14 protein-coding genes are annotated in these 16,355 nt (G+C 70.7%); 5 read left to right on the top strand and 9 right to left on the bottom strand.

Annotated features, from left to right (window positions below; translation table 11 throughout):
• Positions 1 to 45 precede the first annotated feature (45 nt).
• Positions 46 to 564, bottom strand: coding sequence for a DUF1990 family protein (locus tag ACIA6A_RS04490; RefSeq protein WP_396095972.1), 519 nt, complete (start codon positions 562 to 564; stop codon positions 46 to 48).
• 1 nt (position 565) lies between these two features.
• Complete coding sequence (locus ACIA6A_RS04485; RefSeq protein WP_396095971.1) at positions 566 to 1,927, bottom strand: hypothetical protein; 1,362 nt, start codon at positions 1,925 to 1,927, stop codon at positions 566 to 568.
• Between the two features lie 268 nt (positions 1,928 to 2,195).
• Between ACIA6A_RS04485 and serA the strand changes: the two genes are divergently transcribed.
• Complete coding sequence (gene serA / locus ACIA6A_RS04480; protein WP_396095970.1) at positions 2,196 to 3,794, top strand: phosphoglycerate dehydrogenase; 1,599 nt, start codon at positions 2,196 to 2,198, stop codon at positions 3,792 to 3,794.
• A gap of 9 nt (positions 3,795 to 3,803) precedes the next feature.
• Here the strand turns inward: serA and ACIA6A_RS04475 are convergent, their stop codons facing one another.
• Positions 3,804 to 4,139, bottom strand: a complete 336-nt coding sequence (locus tag ACIA6A_RS04475; protein WP_396096450.1) for a hypothetical protein — start codon at positions 4,137 to 4,139, stop codon at positions 3,804 to 3,806.
• Positions 4,140 to 4,802: 663 nt separating this feature from the next.
• Here ACIA6A_RS04475 and ACIA6A_RS04470 point away from each other — a divergent pair.
• The gene (locus ACIA6A_RS04470) at positions 4,803 to 5,840 is read left to right on the top strand and encodes a 3-isopropylmalate dehydrogenase (protein WP_396095969.1); all 1,038 of its coding nucleotides are present in this window, start codon (positions 4,803 to 4,805) and stop codon (positions 5,838 to 5,840) included.
• Between the two features lie 687 nt (positions 5,841 to 6,527).
• A complete protein-coding gene (locus ACIA6A_RS04465; RefSeq protein ID WP_396095968.1) occupies positions 6,528 to 7,631 on the top strand; it encodes a branched-chain amino acid aminotransferase in 1,104 nt (367 codons plus the stop codon).
• Positions 7,632 to 7,637: 6 nt separating this feature from the next.
• Here ACIA6A_RS04465 and ACIA6A_RS04460 read toward each other — a convergent pair whose 3' ends face one another.
• Complete coding sequence (locus ACIA6A_RS04460) at positions 7,638 to 8,375, bottom strand: tyrosine-protein phosphatase (RefSeq protein WP_396095967.1); 738 nt, start codon at positions 8,373 to 8,375, stop codon at positions 7,638 to 7,640.
• Between the two features lie 203 nt (positions 8,376 to 8,578).
• Between ACIA6A_RS04460 and cimA the strand changes: the two genes are divergently transcribed.
• Positions 8,579 to 10,147, top strand: coding sequence for a citramalate synthase (gene cimA, locus ACIA6A_RS04455; RefSeq protein WP_396095966.1), 1,569 nt, complete (start codon positions 8,579 to 8,581; stop codon positions 10,145 to 10,147).
• A gap of 19 nt (positions 10,148 to 10,166) precedes the next feature.
• On the opposite strand, the gene ACIA6A_RS04450 is transcribed toward cimA, so the two are convergent.
• Together ACIA6A_RS04450 and ACIA6A_RS04445 are read right to left on the bottom strand one after the other, a co-directional pair.
• On the bottom strand, positions 10,167 to 10,904 hold the full coding sequence (locus tag ACIA6A_RS04450) for an ABC transporter permease (protein WP_396095965.1): 738 nt from the start codon (positions 10,902 to 10,904) through the stop codon (positions 10,167 to 10,169).
• Positions 10,885 to 11,781, bottom strand: coding sequence for an ABC transporter ATP-binding protein (locus ACIA6A_RS04445; RefSeq protein WP_396096449.1), 897 nt, complete (start codon positions 11,779 to 11,781; stop codon positions 10,885 to 10,887). The genes ACIA6A_RS04450 and ACIA6A_RS04445 overlap by 20 nt, the downstream gene beginning before the upstream one ends.
• An 81-nt stretch (positions 11,782 to 11,862) precedes the next feature.
• Between ACIA6A_RS04445 and ACIA6A_RS04440 the strand changes: the two genes are divergently transcribed.
• Positions 11,863 to 12,441: a TetR/AcrR family transcriptional regulator gene (locus ACIA6A_RS04440; RefSeq protein ID WP_396095964.1), complete on the top strand. Its 579-nt coding sequence runs from the start codon at positions 11,863 to 11,865 to the stop codon at positions 12,439 to 12,441.
• Here the strand turns inward: ACIA6A_RS04440 and ACIA6A_RS04435 are convergent.
• The 3 genes from ACIA6A_RS04435 to ACIA6A_RS04425 form a co-directional block, all read right to left on the bottom strand.
• On the bottom strand, positions 12,425 to 13,426 hold the full coding sequence (locus tag ACIA6A_RS04435; RefSeq protein WP_396095963.1) for an endonuclease/exonuclease/phosphatase family protein: 1,002 nt from the start codon (positions 13,424 to 13,426) through the stop codon (positions 12,425 to 12,427). The two genes, ACIA6A_RS04440 and ACIA6A_RS04435, sit on opposite strands and share 17 nt — an antisense overlap.
• Before the next feature lie 58 nt (positions 13,427 to 13,484).
• Positions 13,485 to 14,867 (bottom strand): hypothetical protein, encoded by a 1,383-nt coding sequence (locus ACIA6A_RS04430; RefSeq protein ID WP_396095962.1) that lies wholly within the window; start codon positions 14,865 to 14,867, stop codon positions 13,485 to 13,487.
• A gap of 69 nt (positions 14,868 to 14,936) precedes the next feature.
• Complete coding sequence (locus ACIA6A_RS04425) at positions 14,937 to 16,283, bottom strand: M16 family metallopeptidase (RefSeq protein ID WP_396095961.1); 1,347 nt, start codon at positions 16,281 to 16,283, stop codon at positions 14,937 to 14,939.
• Between the last annotated feature and the right edge of the window lie 72 nt (positions 16,284 to 16,355).

Below are 16,355 nucleotides of genomic sequence, written 5' to 3'. Positions count from 1 at the left end.
CAACCGGCGAGCGTGGCGGCGCTTGCCGGTTCTCCGTTTCTGCGCCTACCCGCCCGGGTTGGCGATGCGCCGCAGAGCCTGCGCATAGCGTTTCGTGAAGTAGGCCTGGACCAGCCGGGTAGCCGGCCCGCCGGCCCGAGCCAGCAGCGTGGCGGGCCGTGAGAACGCCCAGATCTGCGCCCGGACATCCCCCGATCCGGTCAGCTGAACGGCGAACGCCTCCTCACCCCGCTCCGGATGACCGGGCAGCGTCCCGTAAGCGAAGCCCCGCCGATCCGGCTCCTGGATGACGTAGACCACTTTGCACGGCACCCGCAGCCCGACCGGCCCGACCCCGAGCCGCAGCGCCACCACCGTCCCGGGCGCTGCGACCCCGGGCGAACCGGTGAACCGGAAGCCGGCACCACGATGCATGTCCCAGCGCATCAGCCCGTCGGCGGCCCGCTCGAACGCCTCCCGCCCGGCCCCGATCGACACATCCAGCCGGACATGCCCGTACCCGGCGGGCAACTCGGCGTCCCGGGTGGCGCCCACTTCCGCATAGGTCAGATCGAACTCGCCCATGTCAGCGCTCCTCCGGCGACTCGGGCCGCTCGTTCCCCGGTCCGGGATCCCGCACCGGCCCCCACTCCGGCCCCCACTCCGGCGGGGTGGACGCGGGAATGTACTCGGTCGGAGCCTGCTGGGCCGTCGCCTGAGGCGGGTGGGTAACGGCCGTGACCTGCTCAGGGACCGCCGGGCCGGCAACGTGCTGTCCCGGCCAGGTCTGCGGCCCGGGTGGCGCAGCCGCAGCCGCAGGTGCTGCCGCCGTCGCCGCCGCAGCGGTTGGGGCCGCCGCCGTCGGGGGCGTTGCTGCTGCCGGTGCCGCCGCTGGTGCCGCCGGCTCCGGCGATGCCTGCGCGGGTTGCTGGGTCCAGACCGGCGTCGCGGGCGCGGGCTGGCCCGGCCGGCCCGGCTCCTGCCACGAGGCTGGCTGGCCCGGCTGGCCCGGCTGGCCCGGCTCCTGCCAGGGCGCGGGTTGGCCCGGCTGGCCCGGCTCCTGCCACGGGGCTGGCTGGCCTGGCTGCCACGGGCCGGGGTTGCCCGGTTGGCCCGGCTGCCATGGCCCCTGCCCCGGCTGGCCCGGTTGCGGCCACGGGCCCGGCTGGCCTGGGTAAGGCTGGCCCGGGTAAGGCTGGGCGGGATACGGCTGGGCGGGATACGGCTGGGCTTGGTATGTCTGGCCTTGCGTCGGCTGGCCTTGCGTCGGCTGGGCTTGCGTCGGCTGGGCGGGGTAGGGCTGCTGCGGCTGCGTCGTATAAGGAGTCCAGGGTTGGCCCGGCGGTGGAGTGGCCGGGTACGGGCTCTGCCATGGCTGGTAGGCCGCCGGCGGTAGCGGGGTGCCCGAATCCGCCAGTTCGTTGAGCCAGTCCCTCTCCGCCTCCGCCCAGACCCGCCGGGCCGCGAGGTACAGCGGGCTCTGCCCGGTCAGGATGGGCAGAGTGATCCCCAGCCCCAGGATCAGCGCGAGCAGTCCGTAACGGACACCGTCGTTGTTGGTCTCGTCCAGCACGCCCTGCACGAGGCTGATCAATCCCGCCAGCACGACCAGCGCTCCGGTCAGGTGCACGCCGATCGTGGAGCCGTCGCGCACCAGGGACCAGGCGACCGCCGCCACCATCGCGGCGCATGCCGCGAACAACGCGGTGAGCAGCCCTTGACCGGCGGCCTCGCCGACGCTGTCGCCGGTGATCTCGGAAAAGCCGGTGGTCACCACCAGCGAGACGGTGGTGGCGATGACCAGCAGCACCGCGAGCACGACCAGGAAGGTGGCCGAGACCACGGCGCCGAAGGGCACGCGGAGGGGCGGCTGCGGCACCGCGTGCGTCGAGACCTCGTCGGTCTCGTCGGTCTCGTCGCCGGGTTCGTCGGCCGGGGCTGTCGTCATGTCAGGAGGTTATCGGCCGGGCGGCAAGGGGGTGGGGGCCCTGTGGATAACCCGGCCCGACCGCCCGCGGTCCCTGTGGACAACGGCCGGCCCGCCGCGGCCGGCCGTGCAGGATGGGCGGACACCCGATGGTCGTCGATCCGGCGGCATCACCGTGACGAATGCGCCGGCACATTTCCAGCGTGTGAGGACTGTTATCGCGTGATGACATAACGTGGTTTCCGGCCCCCTGCCCAGCACCGCCCGATGATCTGCGAGATGGAGACTCATGACTCCCGTCGTACTGATCGCTGAAGAACTTGCCCCCGCCGCCCTCGATGTCCTGGCCTTCGATTTCGACGTGCGACACGTCGACGGGACCGACCGGTCCGCCCTGCTCCGCGTGCTTCCCGAGGCCGACGCGCTGATCGTGCGGAGCGCCACCCAGGTCGATGCCGAGGCCTTCGCCGCCGCCTCCCGGCTCAAGGTGGTCGCCCGCGCCGGCGTCGGTCTGGACAATGTGGACGTCATGGCGGCGACGTCCCGTGGCGTCATGGTCGTCAACGCACCGACCTCCAACATCGTCTCGGCCGCCGAGCAGGCCATCGCTCTGCTGCTCAGCGTCGCCCGCAACACGGCAAGTGCGAGCGCGGCGCTCAAACGCGGGGAATGGAAACGCTCGCGCTACACCGGCGTCGAGCTGCAGGGCAAGATCGTCGGAGTGGTCGGGCTCGGCCGGATCGGCGTCCTCTTCGCGCAGCGCATGGCGGCGTTCGGAACCCGGCTGATCGCGTACGACCCCTACATCCAGCCGGCCCGGGCGGCGCAACTGGGCGTACGCCTGGTGGGGCTGGACGAGTTGCTGCGTGAGAGTGACTTCATCTCGGTGCACCTACCGCGTACCCCGGAGACCTTGGGCATGATCGGGGAGAAAGAGCTGGCGACCGTCAAACCCGGCGTGCGCATCATCAATGCCGCCCGTGGCGGTCTCATCGACGAGCAGGCCCTCGCCGACGCCCTGGCAGAGGGTCGGGTGGCGGGCGCCGGTCTCGACGTGTTCGTGACCGAACCCGCCACGTCCTCGCCGCTGTTCGGTTTCGACAACGTCGTGGTGACCCCGCATCTGGGCGCGTCGACCGTCGAGGCGCAGGACAAGGCGGGGCTCGCCGTCGCGCGCAGCGTCAAGCTGGCGCTGCAGGGCGAGTTCGTGCCCGACGCGGTCAACGTGCAGGCCGGTGGCGTCGTGGACGAGGACGTCCGCCCGCTGCTGGGGCTGACCGAACGGCTCGGCAAGGTCTTCACCGCGGTGGCCGGTGGGATCGCGGCCGGCGTGACGGTCGAGGTGCGCGGCCAGATCGTCTCCCATGAGGTGGCGGTCCTCAAGCTCGCCGCCACCAAGGGTCTCTTCGCGTCCGTTGTGGAGGAGCGGGTCACCTATGTGAACGCCCCGCAGATCGCGGCGGACCGCGGCGTCGAGGTCGAGCTCTTTGTCGACCGCGAGGCCTCCGAACACGACAACCTCGTCACCGTACGAGGTGCGCTGCCCGACGGGCGCAGCGTGAGTGTTGCCGGGACGGTGGCGGTGGCCGGTGGCCGTGAGATCCGCAAGCTGACCCGGCTGGACGAGTTCGAGCTGGAGCTCGGTGCGGGCGGAGTGCTGTTGTTCTTCCGCTACGCCGACCGGCCGGGCATGGTCGGCCGGATCGGTTCGATCCTCGGGCAGTCGGGCGTCAACATCGCGGCTATGCAGGTCGCCCGGCGGGAGGCTGGTGGCGAGGCGTTGATGGCCCTGACCGTGGACTCCTCGGTGGACGCCGAACTGCTGTCGACGGTCGCGGAAGCGATCGGCTCGGCCAGAGGCAGCATCGTCGACTTGCGCGAGGAGTGAGAGGAATGGTCAGCGCGCCTTCACCGGCGGGGGATAGACGGTGCCGTCCTGCAGGTCGAGCAGATCCAGATTCAGCTCACCGGCGAGTCGCTCGATCGTTTCGAGTACGGCGTCCGGGCACCGTTCGTCCAGGCGCATCGTGATGTGGTCGGCGGCGGCGTGCAGCGGTGCGGTGGCCCAGGGCGAGCCGTCGAGGGTGGCCCGGGGCCCCCGGTCCGGGTAAGCGCTGGTCAGGGCGTCATAAAAGGCGACGACGCGCGGATCGGCCGGCCGTTGTGGGTGCTCACCGCGAGCGCAGCGTGCGTTGGCTGCCCGCACGTCGTCCGGCAGGTCCGCGTTGTCCATGGCCCACACCACGAGGTCGAAACTCACCGGCGCATGGTGCCATACAAGCGACCGAGACATCCCATTGTCGCGCCGACACGCGGGGGATGCGTCTTGCGCGAGATTAGTCCGCATCGCTAGCGTTGGTCCATGCCGTGCGGGCGCGGCGGATTTGTCTTCGGGTGACATCTCCGTGGTTGTCCCGTGTGGTGGTTGCACCCTCGGCGGGCGCGAGCCACGCGTACTCGTCGTGACAGCCCCCGCGATCGTTGCCGCGATCAGCGGGGGTTGTTCGCGTCCGGCCCCTGACGCCCGCCGCGCCCGCCCGGCCCGCCCGCTCTGCCAGATCCAGCCCGCGCGGAACCCGCTCTGCCAGGCCGGGTTCGCGCGAACCCGGCCCGCGCGAACCCGGAGCCGCCGAACCCGGCCCGCGCGAACCCGGAGCCGCCGAGCCCGGAGCCGCTGCTTCTGCCGGCCGGCCGCTCTCGGCCTTCCCCGCAGGGCTCCTGCGAAAGCACCGCTTCCGGTGCGCGGCTTGATCCGTTGGCCGGGGCTGTGGCCTGTTGGAACAGTGGTGACGAGTCACCTGGCTGAACGAACGCTTAACCACACTCTGGGACCGGCGTACCGAAGATCGGGACAGGCGGCTAGGCTCGACCGGTCGGTACGAGCGAGGGAGTGGACGTGACGGTGGCGCGGATCGCGGTGGTGGCCGGTGACGGCATCGGGACCGAGGTGACCGCGCAGGCTCGCAAGGTTATCGAGGCCGTTCTTCCCGGCGCCGAATACAACGAGTATGACCTCGGCGCCCGCCTCTACAACCGCACCGGCGAGGTCCTTCCGCAGGCCGTGCAGGACGAGCTGGCCGGCCACGACGCCATTCTGCTCGGTGCGATCGGCGACCCCAGTGTGCCGCCCGGCGTGCTCGAGCGGGGCCTCCTGCTCAAGCTTCGCTTCGACTTCGACCAGTATGTGAATCTTCGCCCGTCGCGGTTGTGGCCCGGGACCGTCAGTCCGCTCTCCGGGATCAAACCCGGTGAGATCGACATGGTGGTTGTCCGGGAGGGCACCGAGGGCCTCTACGTCGGCGCCGGCGGGGTGCTGCACAAGGACACCCCGGCCGAGATCGCGACTGAGGAGAGCCTCAACACGCGGTACGGCGTCGAGCGGGTCGTGCGGGACGCCTTCAGCCGGGCTCAGCGGCGGGAGCGGCGGCATCTGACGCTCGTTCACAAGACGAACGTGCTCACTCACGCCGGAGGGCTCTGGGCGCGCACCTTCAAGGCTGTCGCCGCCGAGTTCCCCGAGGTCGCGACCGAATATCAGCACATCGACGCCGCGAGCATGTTCATGGTGAGCAACCCGCAGCGTTACGACGTGGTCGTGACCGACAACCTCTTCGGTGACATCATCACCGACATCGCCGCTGCCGTCACCGGTGGCATCGGCATGGCTGCCAGCGGCTCCGTCAACCCGGAGCGGAAGTACCCGTCGACGTTCGAGCCGGTGCACGGGTCCGCGCCGGACATCGCCGGTCAGGGCATCGCCGATCCGGCCGCCGCGATCCTGTCCGCGGCGCTGCTGCTCGAGCATCTCGGTCACCCCGACGAGGCCCGGCGAGTATCCGAGGCGGTCGCGGCCGAGGTCGCTTCCCGTGCCCCGGGAGCGCCGCTGCGTACCGCCGAGGTCGGGGACCGGGTCGCCGCCACCGCGGCCGCCTGATCCCACCCGCCGCCCATCAGGCGGCAAGGCATCCGCGCCGATCAAGCCGGCCCGGGCGGCACCAGTTCCGACCAGGCCTGATGGCCCGAACTCCGGCCGGCGGCTCCAGCTCCGAAGCCCACAAGCGGGGCCAAGGTTCCGAGAGCTACAGGGCAGGGCCAGGGTTCTCAGTCTGCAGGGCGGCCAGGGCTTCGAGGGCTGTAGGCGGGGCCAGGAGCGGTGAATGCTCTGAAGCCCGCAAGGGGTGGCCAGGGTCTCGAGGCCCGCAGGGTGGCCCAGTTCCTGGGGTGTGCAAAGCGCGCCAAGGCCTGGTAGCGCGCAAGGGCGGCCAACGCCGGAGCGCGCGTCGGCGACGATGCCCAAAAGGTGCCGCGCCCGACGGCCAAGAGCCCGACGCCAGAGCGCGATAGGCAAGCGCCTGACGGTCACGTGCGTGAACAGTCGACGTGGTGGCGAGTTCGGGGGCGAACAGCCCGCGTAGGTCGGCGTGGTCCAGGTTGTTGCCGGCGGGTGCGCGGGTCGTACCACCCTGCGGCCGCCCACTAACTTGCTGTGCGTGACCGGCTGGTTACGTCCTGGGCTGGGCTCCGCTGTTAACGGCCGTTCGGGGTAAATTCATGGGGCACTGCGGGTGCTCCCTCATGCTCGATTCCATTCTTCATTGTGAGAGAAAGCAGGTCTGCTGCCATGAGCGGTGGTGACAACCTCGACTTCGAGATTCGTCCGAATCCGGCGCCCGTAAGCGACGCGGACCGCGCGTCGATGCTGACCAACCCGGGCTTCGGGCGGATCTTCACCGACCATATGGTCACCGTCCGTTATGCGGAGGGTAAGGGGTGGTATGAGCCCCGGGTGGAGGCTCGTGCTCCGATCCCGATGGATCCGGCGGCCGCGGTGCTGCACTACGCCCAGGAGATCTTCGAGGGTCTGAAGGCGTACACGTTGCCCGACGGCGGGATCGCGATGTTCCGGCCGGATGCCAACGCGAAGCGGTTCGCCCAGTCGGCTCAGCGGATGGCGATGCCGGCGCTGCCCGTCGAGACGTTCATCGAGTCGCTGCACCGGATCATCACGATCGACCGGCAGTGGATCCCGCAGAGCGAGGAAGGCAGCCTCTACCTGCGGCCTTTCGCGTACGCGAGTGAGGTCTTCCTCGGCGTTCGCCCCGCGATGGAATATCTCTACCTTGTCATCGCGTCGCCGGTGGGTGCGTATTTCAGTGGTGGGGTGAAGCCGGTGACCGTGTGGGTGACGCCGGATTACACCCGGGCCGCCCCTGGTGGGACCGGTGCCGCGAAGTGTGGCGGTAACTACGCGGCCGGGCTGTCCGCTCAGGCCGAGGCCATCGAGCACGGCTGTGACCAGGTGGTCTACCTGGACGCCGTCGAGCGTAAGTACATCGACGAGCTCGGGGGCATGAACATCGTCTTCGTGCAGGACGACGGGACGCTGGTGACGCCGCCGCTGACCGGCACGATCCTGCCGGGCATCACCCGGGATTCGGTGCTGAAGCTGGCACAGCGGGCCGGGCGCCGGGTCGAGGAGCGGCCGGTGAGTTTCGACGAGTGGCGCGACGGTGCGCGGTCGGGCCGGATCCGGGAGACGTTCGCCTGTGGCACGGCCGCGGTGATCACGCCGATCGGCACGGTGAAGTCCCCGGAGGGCGAGTTCACCGTGGCCGACGGCAGTTCGGGTGAGGTCACGATGGGCCTGCGCCAGCAGCTGACCGACATCCAGCGGGGCCGGGCGGAGGACCCGTTCGGCTGGGTCCACCGGGTCCCCCAGGACTGAGCAGGGCTAGGCCGGATCCAGCAGGTGGTCGCGCATGGCGGCCACCTGCTGGTCGGAGACGCCGATCTCCCGGACGTACGCGGGCACTGAGCCGTAGCGGGCACGCAGGTCGCCGAGGAAGAGGTGCATCGCGTCGGCCGGGCAGTTGTACATGTGGTACTTGTCCTGGATCAGGTGCGGCCTGGACTTCCGCAGATAGTCGGACAGCGAGGCCATCGACGCCTGGGTCAGCGCGTAATCCGCGGCGATGTCCTCGTCCGAGACCCCGAGCAGGGACAGTGCCAACGCGCACACCACGCCCGTACGGTCCTTGCCGGCCATGCAGTGCACGACCGCCGGCGCAGCCGCGGGGTCGGCGATGAGCGTGAGCGCCGCGGCGAGCCCGGCCCGGCCGTCCTCGGCGAAGTTGAGATAGCGGTCCGCGAGCCACCGCTCGTGCGGCAGGTCCGCCGGTTCCGGCACGCTCTGCCAGTCGACGTGCTCGATGACCAGGTTGTGGTAGTCGAGGCCATCGGCTTCCGGGACCCGGCCGTTCTCGGTGACCTCGACGACCCGGCGCAGGTCGATCACGGTCCGGACGCCGAGTGCCTCGAACGTCGCGAGGTCGTCGCCCTTCAGGCGGTGCAGCGAGTCCGAGCGGAACAGCCGCCGCCAGCGGACCGTACGGCCGTCGATGCCGTGGTAACCGCCCACGTCGCGGAAGTTGTAGGTGGTGGCGAACGTCAGAGTGCGGGAGTAGCTCACATCGCACCCTAACCCGTCCCGGAGTCTGGACTTCCGTCCCAAAATCGGGCTGGCAGTGGCATGCTTCCGTACGTGACCCACCACTACGTGCTGATTATTCGCACCTTGCGCGCCGGCTGACGATTCCCGCCGCCGCGCAGACCTCCCGCATCCGCGGGGGGTCTTTTTGTTGGGCCACCCCCGTTCTCAGGAAGGAAGCTCGCATGGTCTACCAGGTCTTCGACACGACGTTGCGTGATGGCGGCCAACGCGAGGGCATCAGCTACTCGGTGGCCGACAAGCTCGCGGTCGCGCGGCTGCTGGACGAGTTCGGTGTCGGCTTCATCGAGGGCGGGTGGCCGGGTGCGATGCCCAAGGACACCGAGTTCTTCGAGCGCGCCAAGACCGAGCTGCAGCTGACGAACGCGGTGCTCGTCGCGTTCGGCGCGACCCGCAAGGCCGGTATCGACGTGGCCGCGGACAAGCAGGTCAAGGCGCTGCTCGACGCGGAGACCCCGGTGGTCTGCGTGGTCGCGAAGTCCGATATCCGGCACGTCGAGCGGGCGCTGCGCACGACCGGCGAGGAGAACCTCGCGATGGTCCGGGACACCGTCGCGCACCTGGTCGCCAACGGGCGCCGGGCGTTCGTCGACTGCGAGCATTTCTTCGACGGCTTCCGGTACGACCCGGAGTACACGTCGTCGGTGGTCAAGGCCGCGTTCGAGGCCGGCGCCGAGCGGGTCGTCATGTGTGACACGAACGGCGGCATGCTCCCGTCGATGATCACCGCCGCGATCAACGACGTGGTTGAGCGCACCGGGGTCAGCCCCGACCAGCTCGGCATCCACTGCCAGAACGACACCTCCTGCGCGGTGGCGAACACCATCGCCGCGGTCGAGGCGGGCGTCGAGCATTTCCAGTGCACGGCCAACGGCTACGGCGAGCGGCCCGGCAACGCCGACCTGTTCGCCGTGGTCAGCAACCTGCAACTCAAGCTCGGGCTGAAGCTCCTACCGGACGGATGCCTCGAGAAGGCGACGCGGGTGTCGACCGCGCTCGCCGAGATCGCCAACATCGCTCCCGACACCCACCAGGCCTATGTCGGGGCCGCCGCTTTCGCTCACAAGGCGGGGCTGCACGCGAGTGCGATCAAGGTGGATCCGCTGCTGTACAACCACGTCGATCCGTCGGTTGTCGGCAATGACATGCGGATCCTGGTGACCGAGATGGCCGGCCGGGCCAGCATCGAGCTCAAGAGCCGTGAGCTCGGGCTGGACCTGGCCGGCCACCCGGAGACCCTGACCGAGGTGACCCGCAAGGTCAAGGAGCTCGAGGCCGGCGGCTGGTCGTTCGAGGCCGCGGACGCGTCGTTCGAACTGCTGGTCCGCGATGCGCTGCCGGGTGCGGCCCTGACCAGGCCGTTCGGCCTGGAGTCCTACCGGACCCAGACCGAACACCGCGAGGACGGCACGGTCGTTTCGGAGGCCACCGTCAAGATCCGGGTACGCGGTGAGCGCGTGATCGCCACCGCGGAGGGCAACGGCCCGGTCAACGCTCTGGACGAGGCGCTGCGGGCGGCGCTGACGCAGCACTACCCGGAGTTGAAGGAATTCCAGCTCGCCGACTACAAGGTGCGCATCCTCGAGGGTTCGCACGGCTCCAACGCGATCACCCGGGTGCTGGTGGAGACCAGTGACGGCGGCCGGGACTGGACCACCGTCGGCGTCCACGAGAACATCATCGAGGCCAGCTGGAAGGCCCTCACCGACGCGCTGACGTTCGGGCTCAAGTAGGCGGATCATTCGCGCCTGGTCATTCGCGCCTGGTCATCACGCGCAGGGTGATGACCAGGCCGGCGATCGACCAGGCGGCGAGTACGGCGAACGGCAGCAGCGGGACGCCGCCCGGCGGTGAGGTCAGCGCGTCGCGGACGGCGTTCGCCATGTGCTCGAACGGCAGCACGTGGTGGATCGCCTGGAGCCAGCCCGGCAGCCGGTCCGCCGGGAAGTTGATCGGCGAGAACATCAGGGACACGAAGATCAGCGCCTGGGAGACCAGGTTGGTGACGGTCGGTGGCAACGCGTACGCGAGAGCGAACCCGATGGTCGTCGCGGACAGTGCGACCAGCAGCATCGCGGGTACTACCAGCCAGCTCACGTGCAGGTGCAGGTCGAAGCGGATGATCGCGGTGACGAGTCCGAGGACGAGTCCGGGCAGCCCGGTGACCAGCCAGGTGGTCAGGTCGGCGGCGAGCACCGCGGTCCGGGGGACCGGCAGCGTGCGGTTGTAGGCGAACGTCCCCTGCGCCTTCGCCTCGGCCACGACCTGTGGTGCCATGACCATGCCGATGGTGATCAGGCCCAGGGTGGGTGCGCCGGTGGACAGGTACAGCGCGGTGGCCGGGTCCACCTCCGGCATCAGGTAGGCGAAGCCGATGACGATGCCGACCGCCAGGAACGTCTGGATGATCAGGAAAAGTGGCAGCAGGAACCGCATCCGCAGCGCGGTCCAGCGCACCAGCAGCAGATAGCTACGCAACCAGGACCGCATCGGATTCCCCTCGGGTGAGGCCCACGTAGACGTCTTCGAGTCCGGCGGGATTGAGCGAGAAACGGTCGGTGTGCCGCCCGGCCCAGGCGACCGCCTCGACGGAGTCGGCCGCGGCCAGGGTCAGAGTGAGTCGATCCCCGTCCCGCCGCCCGGAACTGGCCCACCGCGGAAGAGGCCCGTCGAAGGACAGGGACAGCTGCATCTCGCGGCCGGCGGCGAGCGCGGCCGGCGTCCCGGCGGCGACGACCCGGCCGTGGTCGAGCACCACCACGTGGTCGATCGTGCGTTCGGCCTCGGCGATGTTGTGGGTGACCAGCACGACCGCGTGGCCGGCCGTGGCCAGGGCACGGACCTGGGCCCAGAGCAAGCGGCGGCGCACCGGGTCGACGTCGTTGGTCGGTTCGTCCAGCATCACGAGCTTGCCGGGCATGACCGTCGCCATACCGAACGCGGTCAGCCGCCGGATGCCTCCGGAGAGTTTCTCGGCGGGCGAGTCCGCCCATTCCTCGATGTCCAGTGCGGCCAGTAACGCCGAGGTCCGCCGGCGGACCTCGCGCAAGGATCCGCCGCGCAGCCTGCCGACGATCTCGATGGCCTGGCGGGCGGTGACCCCGGTCAGCGGGGCCTGGGCCTGCGGCTGGAACGAGCAGACCGTCCGGGCCCAGGCGGCCTCGGCGACCGGGTCGCGGCCGAGCAGCTCGACCCGGCCGGACGTGGGGCGGACCAGCCCGACGACCTGGCTGAGAAGTGTGGTCTTGCCGGCGCCGTTGTGCCCGAGCAGGCCGACGACCTGGCCCTCGGCGACATCGAGGCTGATGCCGTCGTTGGCGCGCACCCCGCGCCGGTACTCCTTGGTCAGGGACTCGATGTGCAGCATCACCATTCACATACCCTTCGGTATTCGGATACCGCTTAGTATCTGGATACCGTGGAGAATGTCAATCGGTAGGATGCGGAAGTGACCGAGCGACTGACCCGTGCCGAGCAGCAGGCACGCACCCGCGAGAAGCTCCTGGACAGTGCGGAGACCCTGTTCGGCGAGCAGGGGATCCATCAGACGTCGCTGGATCAGATCGCTGCGGCCGCAGGCCTGACCAAAGGCGCGATCTACGCCAACTTCGGCGGCAAGAAGGAGCTGATCACCGCGATCGCGGAGCGCAAACTCGCGGAGGACGTGCCGGTCCGGCCGCGGGAGTCGCTGGAGTCTTGGATCGGGGCGCTCGGCGGCGACTTCGAGACCAGCATGCCCAAGCCGGAGATCCGCCGCTTCGCGCTGGCGTTCGTGGAGCTGTGGCTCAACGGCATGCGCGACGAGGGGAGCACCGAGACCGTGCGGCAGTGGCTGCGCCGGGTGCGGGAACTCCACGCGCGCGACGCCGAGGCGCTGGGGGTGCACGATCCGCAGCGGACCGCCGCCCTGCTGCTCGCCTTGGATGTCGGCATCGGGCTGCAGAGCTTCATCGACCCCGAGGCGGTGCCGCCCGAGTTCTACACCCGGGGGATCGAGGCGGTGCTCCGGGCTACGCCGCCGGAATGACGACCGACGCGATGACCGCGCGGTGGTCGCTGTCGCGGGTGGTGTGCACCGAGACCGCTCCGACGCCCAGGCGCTTGTCGACCAGCACGTGGTCGATGGTGACCGGCGGGATCGGGGCGCCGTCGTACGGCCCCCAGGTGCCGATCAGGCCCTGCCCGGTGGCGTCGGCCGCGTCCCGGTAACCGCCGTTGATCAGGTCGCGCAGCGGCTTGTGGTCCAGCGTCGAGTTGAAGTCGCCGAGCAGGATCCGGGGCGGGCCGTTCTTGTCCGCGCGCGGTTCGGCGGCCAGGTCGGACTTCCAGTCGTCCAGCGCGGAGACCGCGTACGGGGCCGCCGGGTGCGCCGACTCGATCACGATCGCTCCGGCCCCGGGCGGCTGCACGGTGCCGTACGCCTGGTTGAACAGGCCGGCGCCGTTACGGCGTACCCCAGGGTCGGTGATGGGAAAGCGCGAGTAGAAACCCGAACCGCTCGCACCGGGCTCCGCGCCCAGCGTGGAGTAGGGCAGCAGGGTGCCGAGACCGGCCTGCTCGAGCCGGGTCGCCGCGTTCGGGCTGAACTCCTGCAGGGCCAGCACCGCCACGTCGTTGTCGCGCACGTAGCCGACGATCTGCTCGGCGTCCGCGTTGCCGAACAGCATGTTCTGCGTCATGACGGTGACGGTCACCCCGGTCTGCGGGCCCCGGTCACCGTCGGTGAACGCGCGGGGGAGCACGGTGAGCGCGAACAGCGCCACCGTCACCGCCGCCACCGAGGCGGCCAGCCAGCGCCGCGTCGCCAGAGCCAGGATCAAGGGCACCACCGAGGCGGCCGCGATGTACGGCGTGAACGCGAACAGCTGCACCAACAGCCCCCGCTCCGCGCCGGTGATCCGGATCAGCACCCAGGCGACCGCGGGCAGGATCAGCAGCCACAGGAACACGTGCCAGACGGTCCGGCGGACCCGCGCCGGTCTGGCGAGCGGCTCCGAGCTGGTGATCGTCATGGCGGGAACGGTATCCGGCCGGGGCTACCCGCACCGAGGTATCCCGTCGTACGTCACATCACCGGTACGGGTTGAAGTTCTGCGCCGCCATCAGGAACCACGCCGTGGTGCCCACGTGCTGCCGGGCGAAATAGCCGAACTCGAACCCGCTGTCGAACGAGCTGGTGGCCGCCACGATGCCGCCGCCGGCCGGCAGCGGGGTCCCGGTCCAGGTCCCGCCCTCGCCCGGCGCGGACAGGAAGCCGTCGCTGGTCCGCCCGACCGTCTGGCCGGCGCCGAGCGACTCCTGCGCGCGTACGGTCTCGTGCAGCAGCTCCCGGGCCCGCGCGGCGTCGCCGGGGGCGTCGCGTTGCAGCAGGGCCAGCGCGACGTGCGAGTTGCCCTCCAGCCAGACCGCGTCCCCGGTGCCGCGGGCGTGGCTGCTGTACGTCACCCCGGACACGCTGCCGTCGGTGTTCCACAGGTTGCGGGTCGCCCAGTCGACGGCCGCGTCGTAGCGCGGGTCGCCGAACCCGAGCAGCTCCCACGTCTGCGCGTCCTCCGGCACGTTGCCGACGTTCAGCGCGTTCGGGTCCTCCCCGTCGAGCCCGCCGAGCGTGCCGGTCCAGAAGTGCCCGCCGCCGCGGTGCCACATGGCCCGGACGAAGTCCGCGGCGACCTCGGCCCGGCGGTTCCAGCCACGGTCGCGGGTGAGCTTGGCGAGCAGGTCGAACAGCGCGTACACATCGATGTTGTGTTCGGTCGAGGCCCACCGTTGCGGCGTCTCGCCGTCGGCCTGCAGCCCGCCGTGGTAACCGCCGTAGTGGTAGGGCGAGCGCCGGTCGGCGATCCAGGTGCCGAGCGCGACCGCGCCGGCGAGGTACTTGCCGATCCGGGTGTCGGTGTACAGCTGGGCGAGCGCGAGCCCGGCCCAGGCCAGATCGCCGGTGGACGAGCCGCCGAAACCGAACGGCCAGAGATGCGCGGCTCTGCCGTCCGTACCCTTCAGGCCCGGGAAGTAAGGACCTTGACCGTAGAAACGCATGGGACCGGACGCGTACGCCTGCCGCAGCCGCCCGTCCGTGTGCGCGGCGTCATGGTTCTGGGCCCAGAGCAGGGCGTCGCCGATCAGCCGGGCGCGGCGCACGTTGGCGACCGTCGGATTCGCCAGATAGGCGAGGGTCGCGAGCGCGTTGTCGTAGACGAACGCGGTGGTCATCAGCTCGGACTCGTTGTTGTAACTCTGCAGCAGCCGGGGCTCGCCACCCTGCACGTACGCGTCCTGCACGACGTCGAGGTAGTGGTAGGCCCGCTCGACCGGCGCGCTCAGCCCGGCGTCGACGACATCGCGCGGCGAGGAGGCGCTGGTCTCAGGGGCGAGCCGGGGCGCTCCCGCCGCACGGGGAACCGGTGCGATGTGACCGGTGAACGTGGCCGCGGACACGGTGAGGTTCGTGGGCATATGGCCCCCTTGACTGCCAGGTCACCGCCGGTGCGACGGTGACCTGGCACTCTACTCACACGTCAGCGATCAGGTCCGGGCGTCGACGACCTCACCGATCTTGCTCGCCACCAGCTCGTCGCGGATCACCGCGGCGTCGCCCTCGACCACCAGCGTCAGCGTGTCCGGGTGCAGGTGCTCCGCGGCGGCCGCCGACACCTCCTCGGCCGTGGTCTCCAGCAGCTTGCGGCGCAGCGTCGGGTAGTAGTCGTCCGGCAGCCCGTGGATCACCAGCGTGGCCAGCGCGCCGGAGATCGAACCGGGGGTCTGCATGTCGACCGACAACGACCCGGCCCGCCAGGTACGGGCGGTGGCGAGCTCGTCCTCGGTCACGCCGTCGAGCTGGGTCCGGGTGATCTCACCGACCGTGTCCGTCAGCGCGGGCGCGGTCACCGCGGTCTGCACCGACGAGCTCACCCCGAACCGGCCGAACCGGCGGGTCATCGCGAAGTCCGCGCGGATGCCGTACGTGTACCCCTTCACCTCGCGGATCAGGTGGTTGAGCCGGGACGTGAACGCCCCGCCCAGCACCGTCGCGGCCAGCGTGATCGGCACGTAGTCGGGGTGCGCGCGCTCCGGGGCCCGGTGCCCCAGCCGCAACGTCGACTGCACCGAACCGGGCCGGTCCACCAGCAGCACCCGGCGGCTCCCGCCGGCCGGCACCGCCAGCGGGCCCTCGACCGGCAGCTTCTCGCCGGCGGAGTTCGCGAACGCGGCCGCCCCGAGTTCCTCGAGGTCCAGCTGGTCGAGGTCACCGGCGACGAGCAGCACCCCCGGGCGCTTGAGCCAGGCCGCGTGGAACTCCGCCACGTCCTCGACCGTCACCGCCGCGGTGGACTGCGGATCGCCGTTCAGCGGCCGGCCGTACCGCTCGCCGGCCCCGAACAGGTCGGCCCGCAGCACGGCGTCGGCCCGCGGACCGGGCTGGGCCCAGTCCATCCGCAGCGCGGTCGCCTCGTCGTCGCGGACCCGGGCGACGTCCGCCGGGTCCAGCCGCGGGGTCCGGGCCGCCTCGGCGAGCAGCCCGGTGGCCCGCGACAGCAGCCCGACCGGCACCGAGACCCCGACCCGGAACGAGTCCCAGTCGACCGAGGTGCTCAGCTCGGCGCCCAGACCTTCCAGGGCCAGCGCGTACGCGGCCGAGTCGCGCGTGGTCGTGCCCTCTTCCAGGCATTTGGCGAGGACACTGGCCGTACCCTCACGGCCCGCGGTCTCCCGGGCGGCGCCGGCGTCGAGCAGCAGCGTCGCGGAGGCGAGCAGCTGACCGGGCATGTGGGCGGCGACGACCTCACCGCCGGCCACCGACGCGCGGCGCAGCTCGGGGAACACGTACGGCCGGGCCTCGCCCGGGTCGGGCCGCATAGCGACGAGGCTCATGCTGAGCCTTCCTTTCGCATGCCCTCGTGGCCCTCACCGTCAGGGCCGTTGCAGGCCGGCGGTAGGCGTAGT

It is taken from the genome of Actinoplanes sp. NPDC051494, from assembly GCF_044454705.1.
Lineage (GTDB): Bacteria > Actinomycetota > Actinomycetes > Mycobacteriales > Micromonosporaceae > Actinoplanes.
Note: the sequence above shows the minus strand (reverse complement) of the source record. Positions and strands in the feature narration are given on the sequence as shown.

Coding starts and splice junctions, on each gene's coding strand:
- ACIA6A_RS04490 (WP_396095972.1), bottom strand. CDS start 564: ATGGGCGAGTTCGATCTGACCTATGCGGAAGTGGGCGCCACCCGGGAC.
- ACIA6A_RS04485 (WP_396095971.1), bottom strand. CDS start 1,927: ATGACGACAGCCCCGGCCGACGAACCCGGCGACGAGACCGACGAGACC.
- serA (WP_396095970.1), top strand. CDS start 2,196: ATGACTCCCGTCGTACTGATCGCTGAAGAACTTGCCCCCGCCGCCCTC.
- ACIA6A_RS04475 (WP_396096450.1), bottom strand. CDS start 4,139: ATGGACAACGCGGACCTGCCGGACGACGTGCGGGCAGCCAACGCACGC.
- ACIA6A_RS04465 (WP_396095968.1), top strand. CDS start 6,528: ATGAGCGGTGGTGACAACCTCGACTTCGAGATTCGTCCGAATCCGGCG.
- cimA (WP_396095966.1), top strand. CDS start 8,579: ATGGTCTACCAGGTCTTCGACACGACGTTGCGTGATGGCGGCCAACGC.
- ACIA6A_RS04450 (WP_396095965.1), bottom strand. CDS start 10,904: ATGCGGTCCTGGTTGCGTAGCTATCTGCTGCTGGTGCGCTGGACCGCG.
- ACIA6A_RS04445 (WP_396096449.1), bottom strand. CDS start 11,781: ATGCTGCACATCGAGTCCCTGACCAAGGAGTACCGGCGCGGGGTGCGC.
- ACIA6A_RS04435 (WP_396095963.1), bottom strand. CDS start 13,426: ATGACGATCACCAGCTCGGAGCCGCTCGCCAGACCGGCGCGGGTCCGC.
- ACIA6A_RS04430 (WP_396095962.1), bottom strand. CDS start 14,867: ATGCCCACGAACCTCACCGTGTCCGCGGCCACGTTCACCGGTCACATC.
- ACIA6A_RS04425 (WP_396095961.1), bottom strand. CDS start 16,283: ATGAGCCTCGTCGCTATGCGGCCCGACCCGGGCGAGGCCCGGCCGTAC.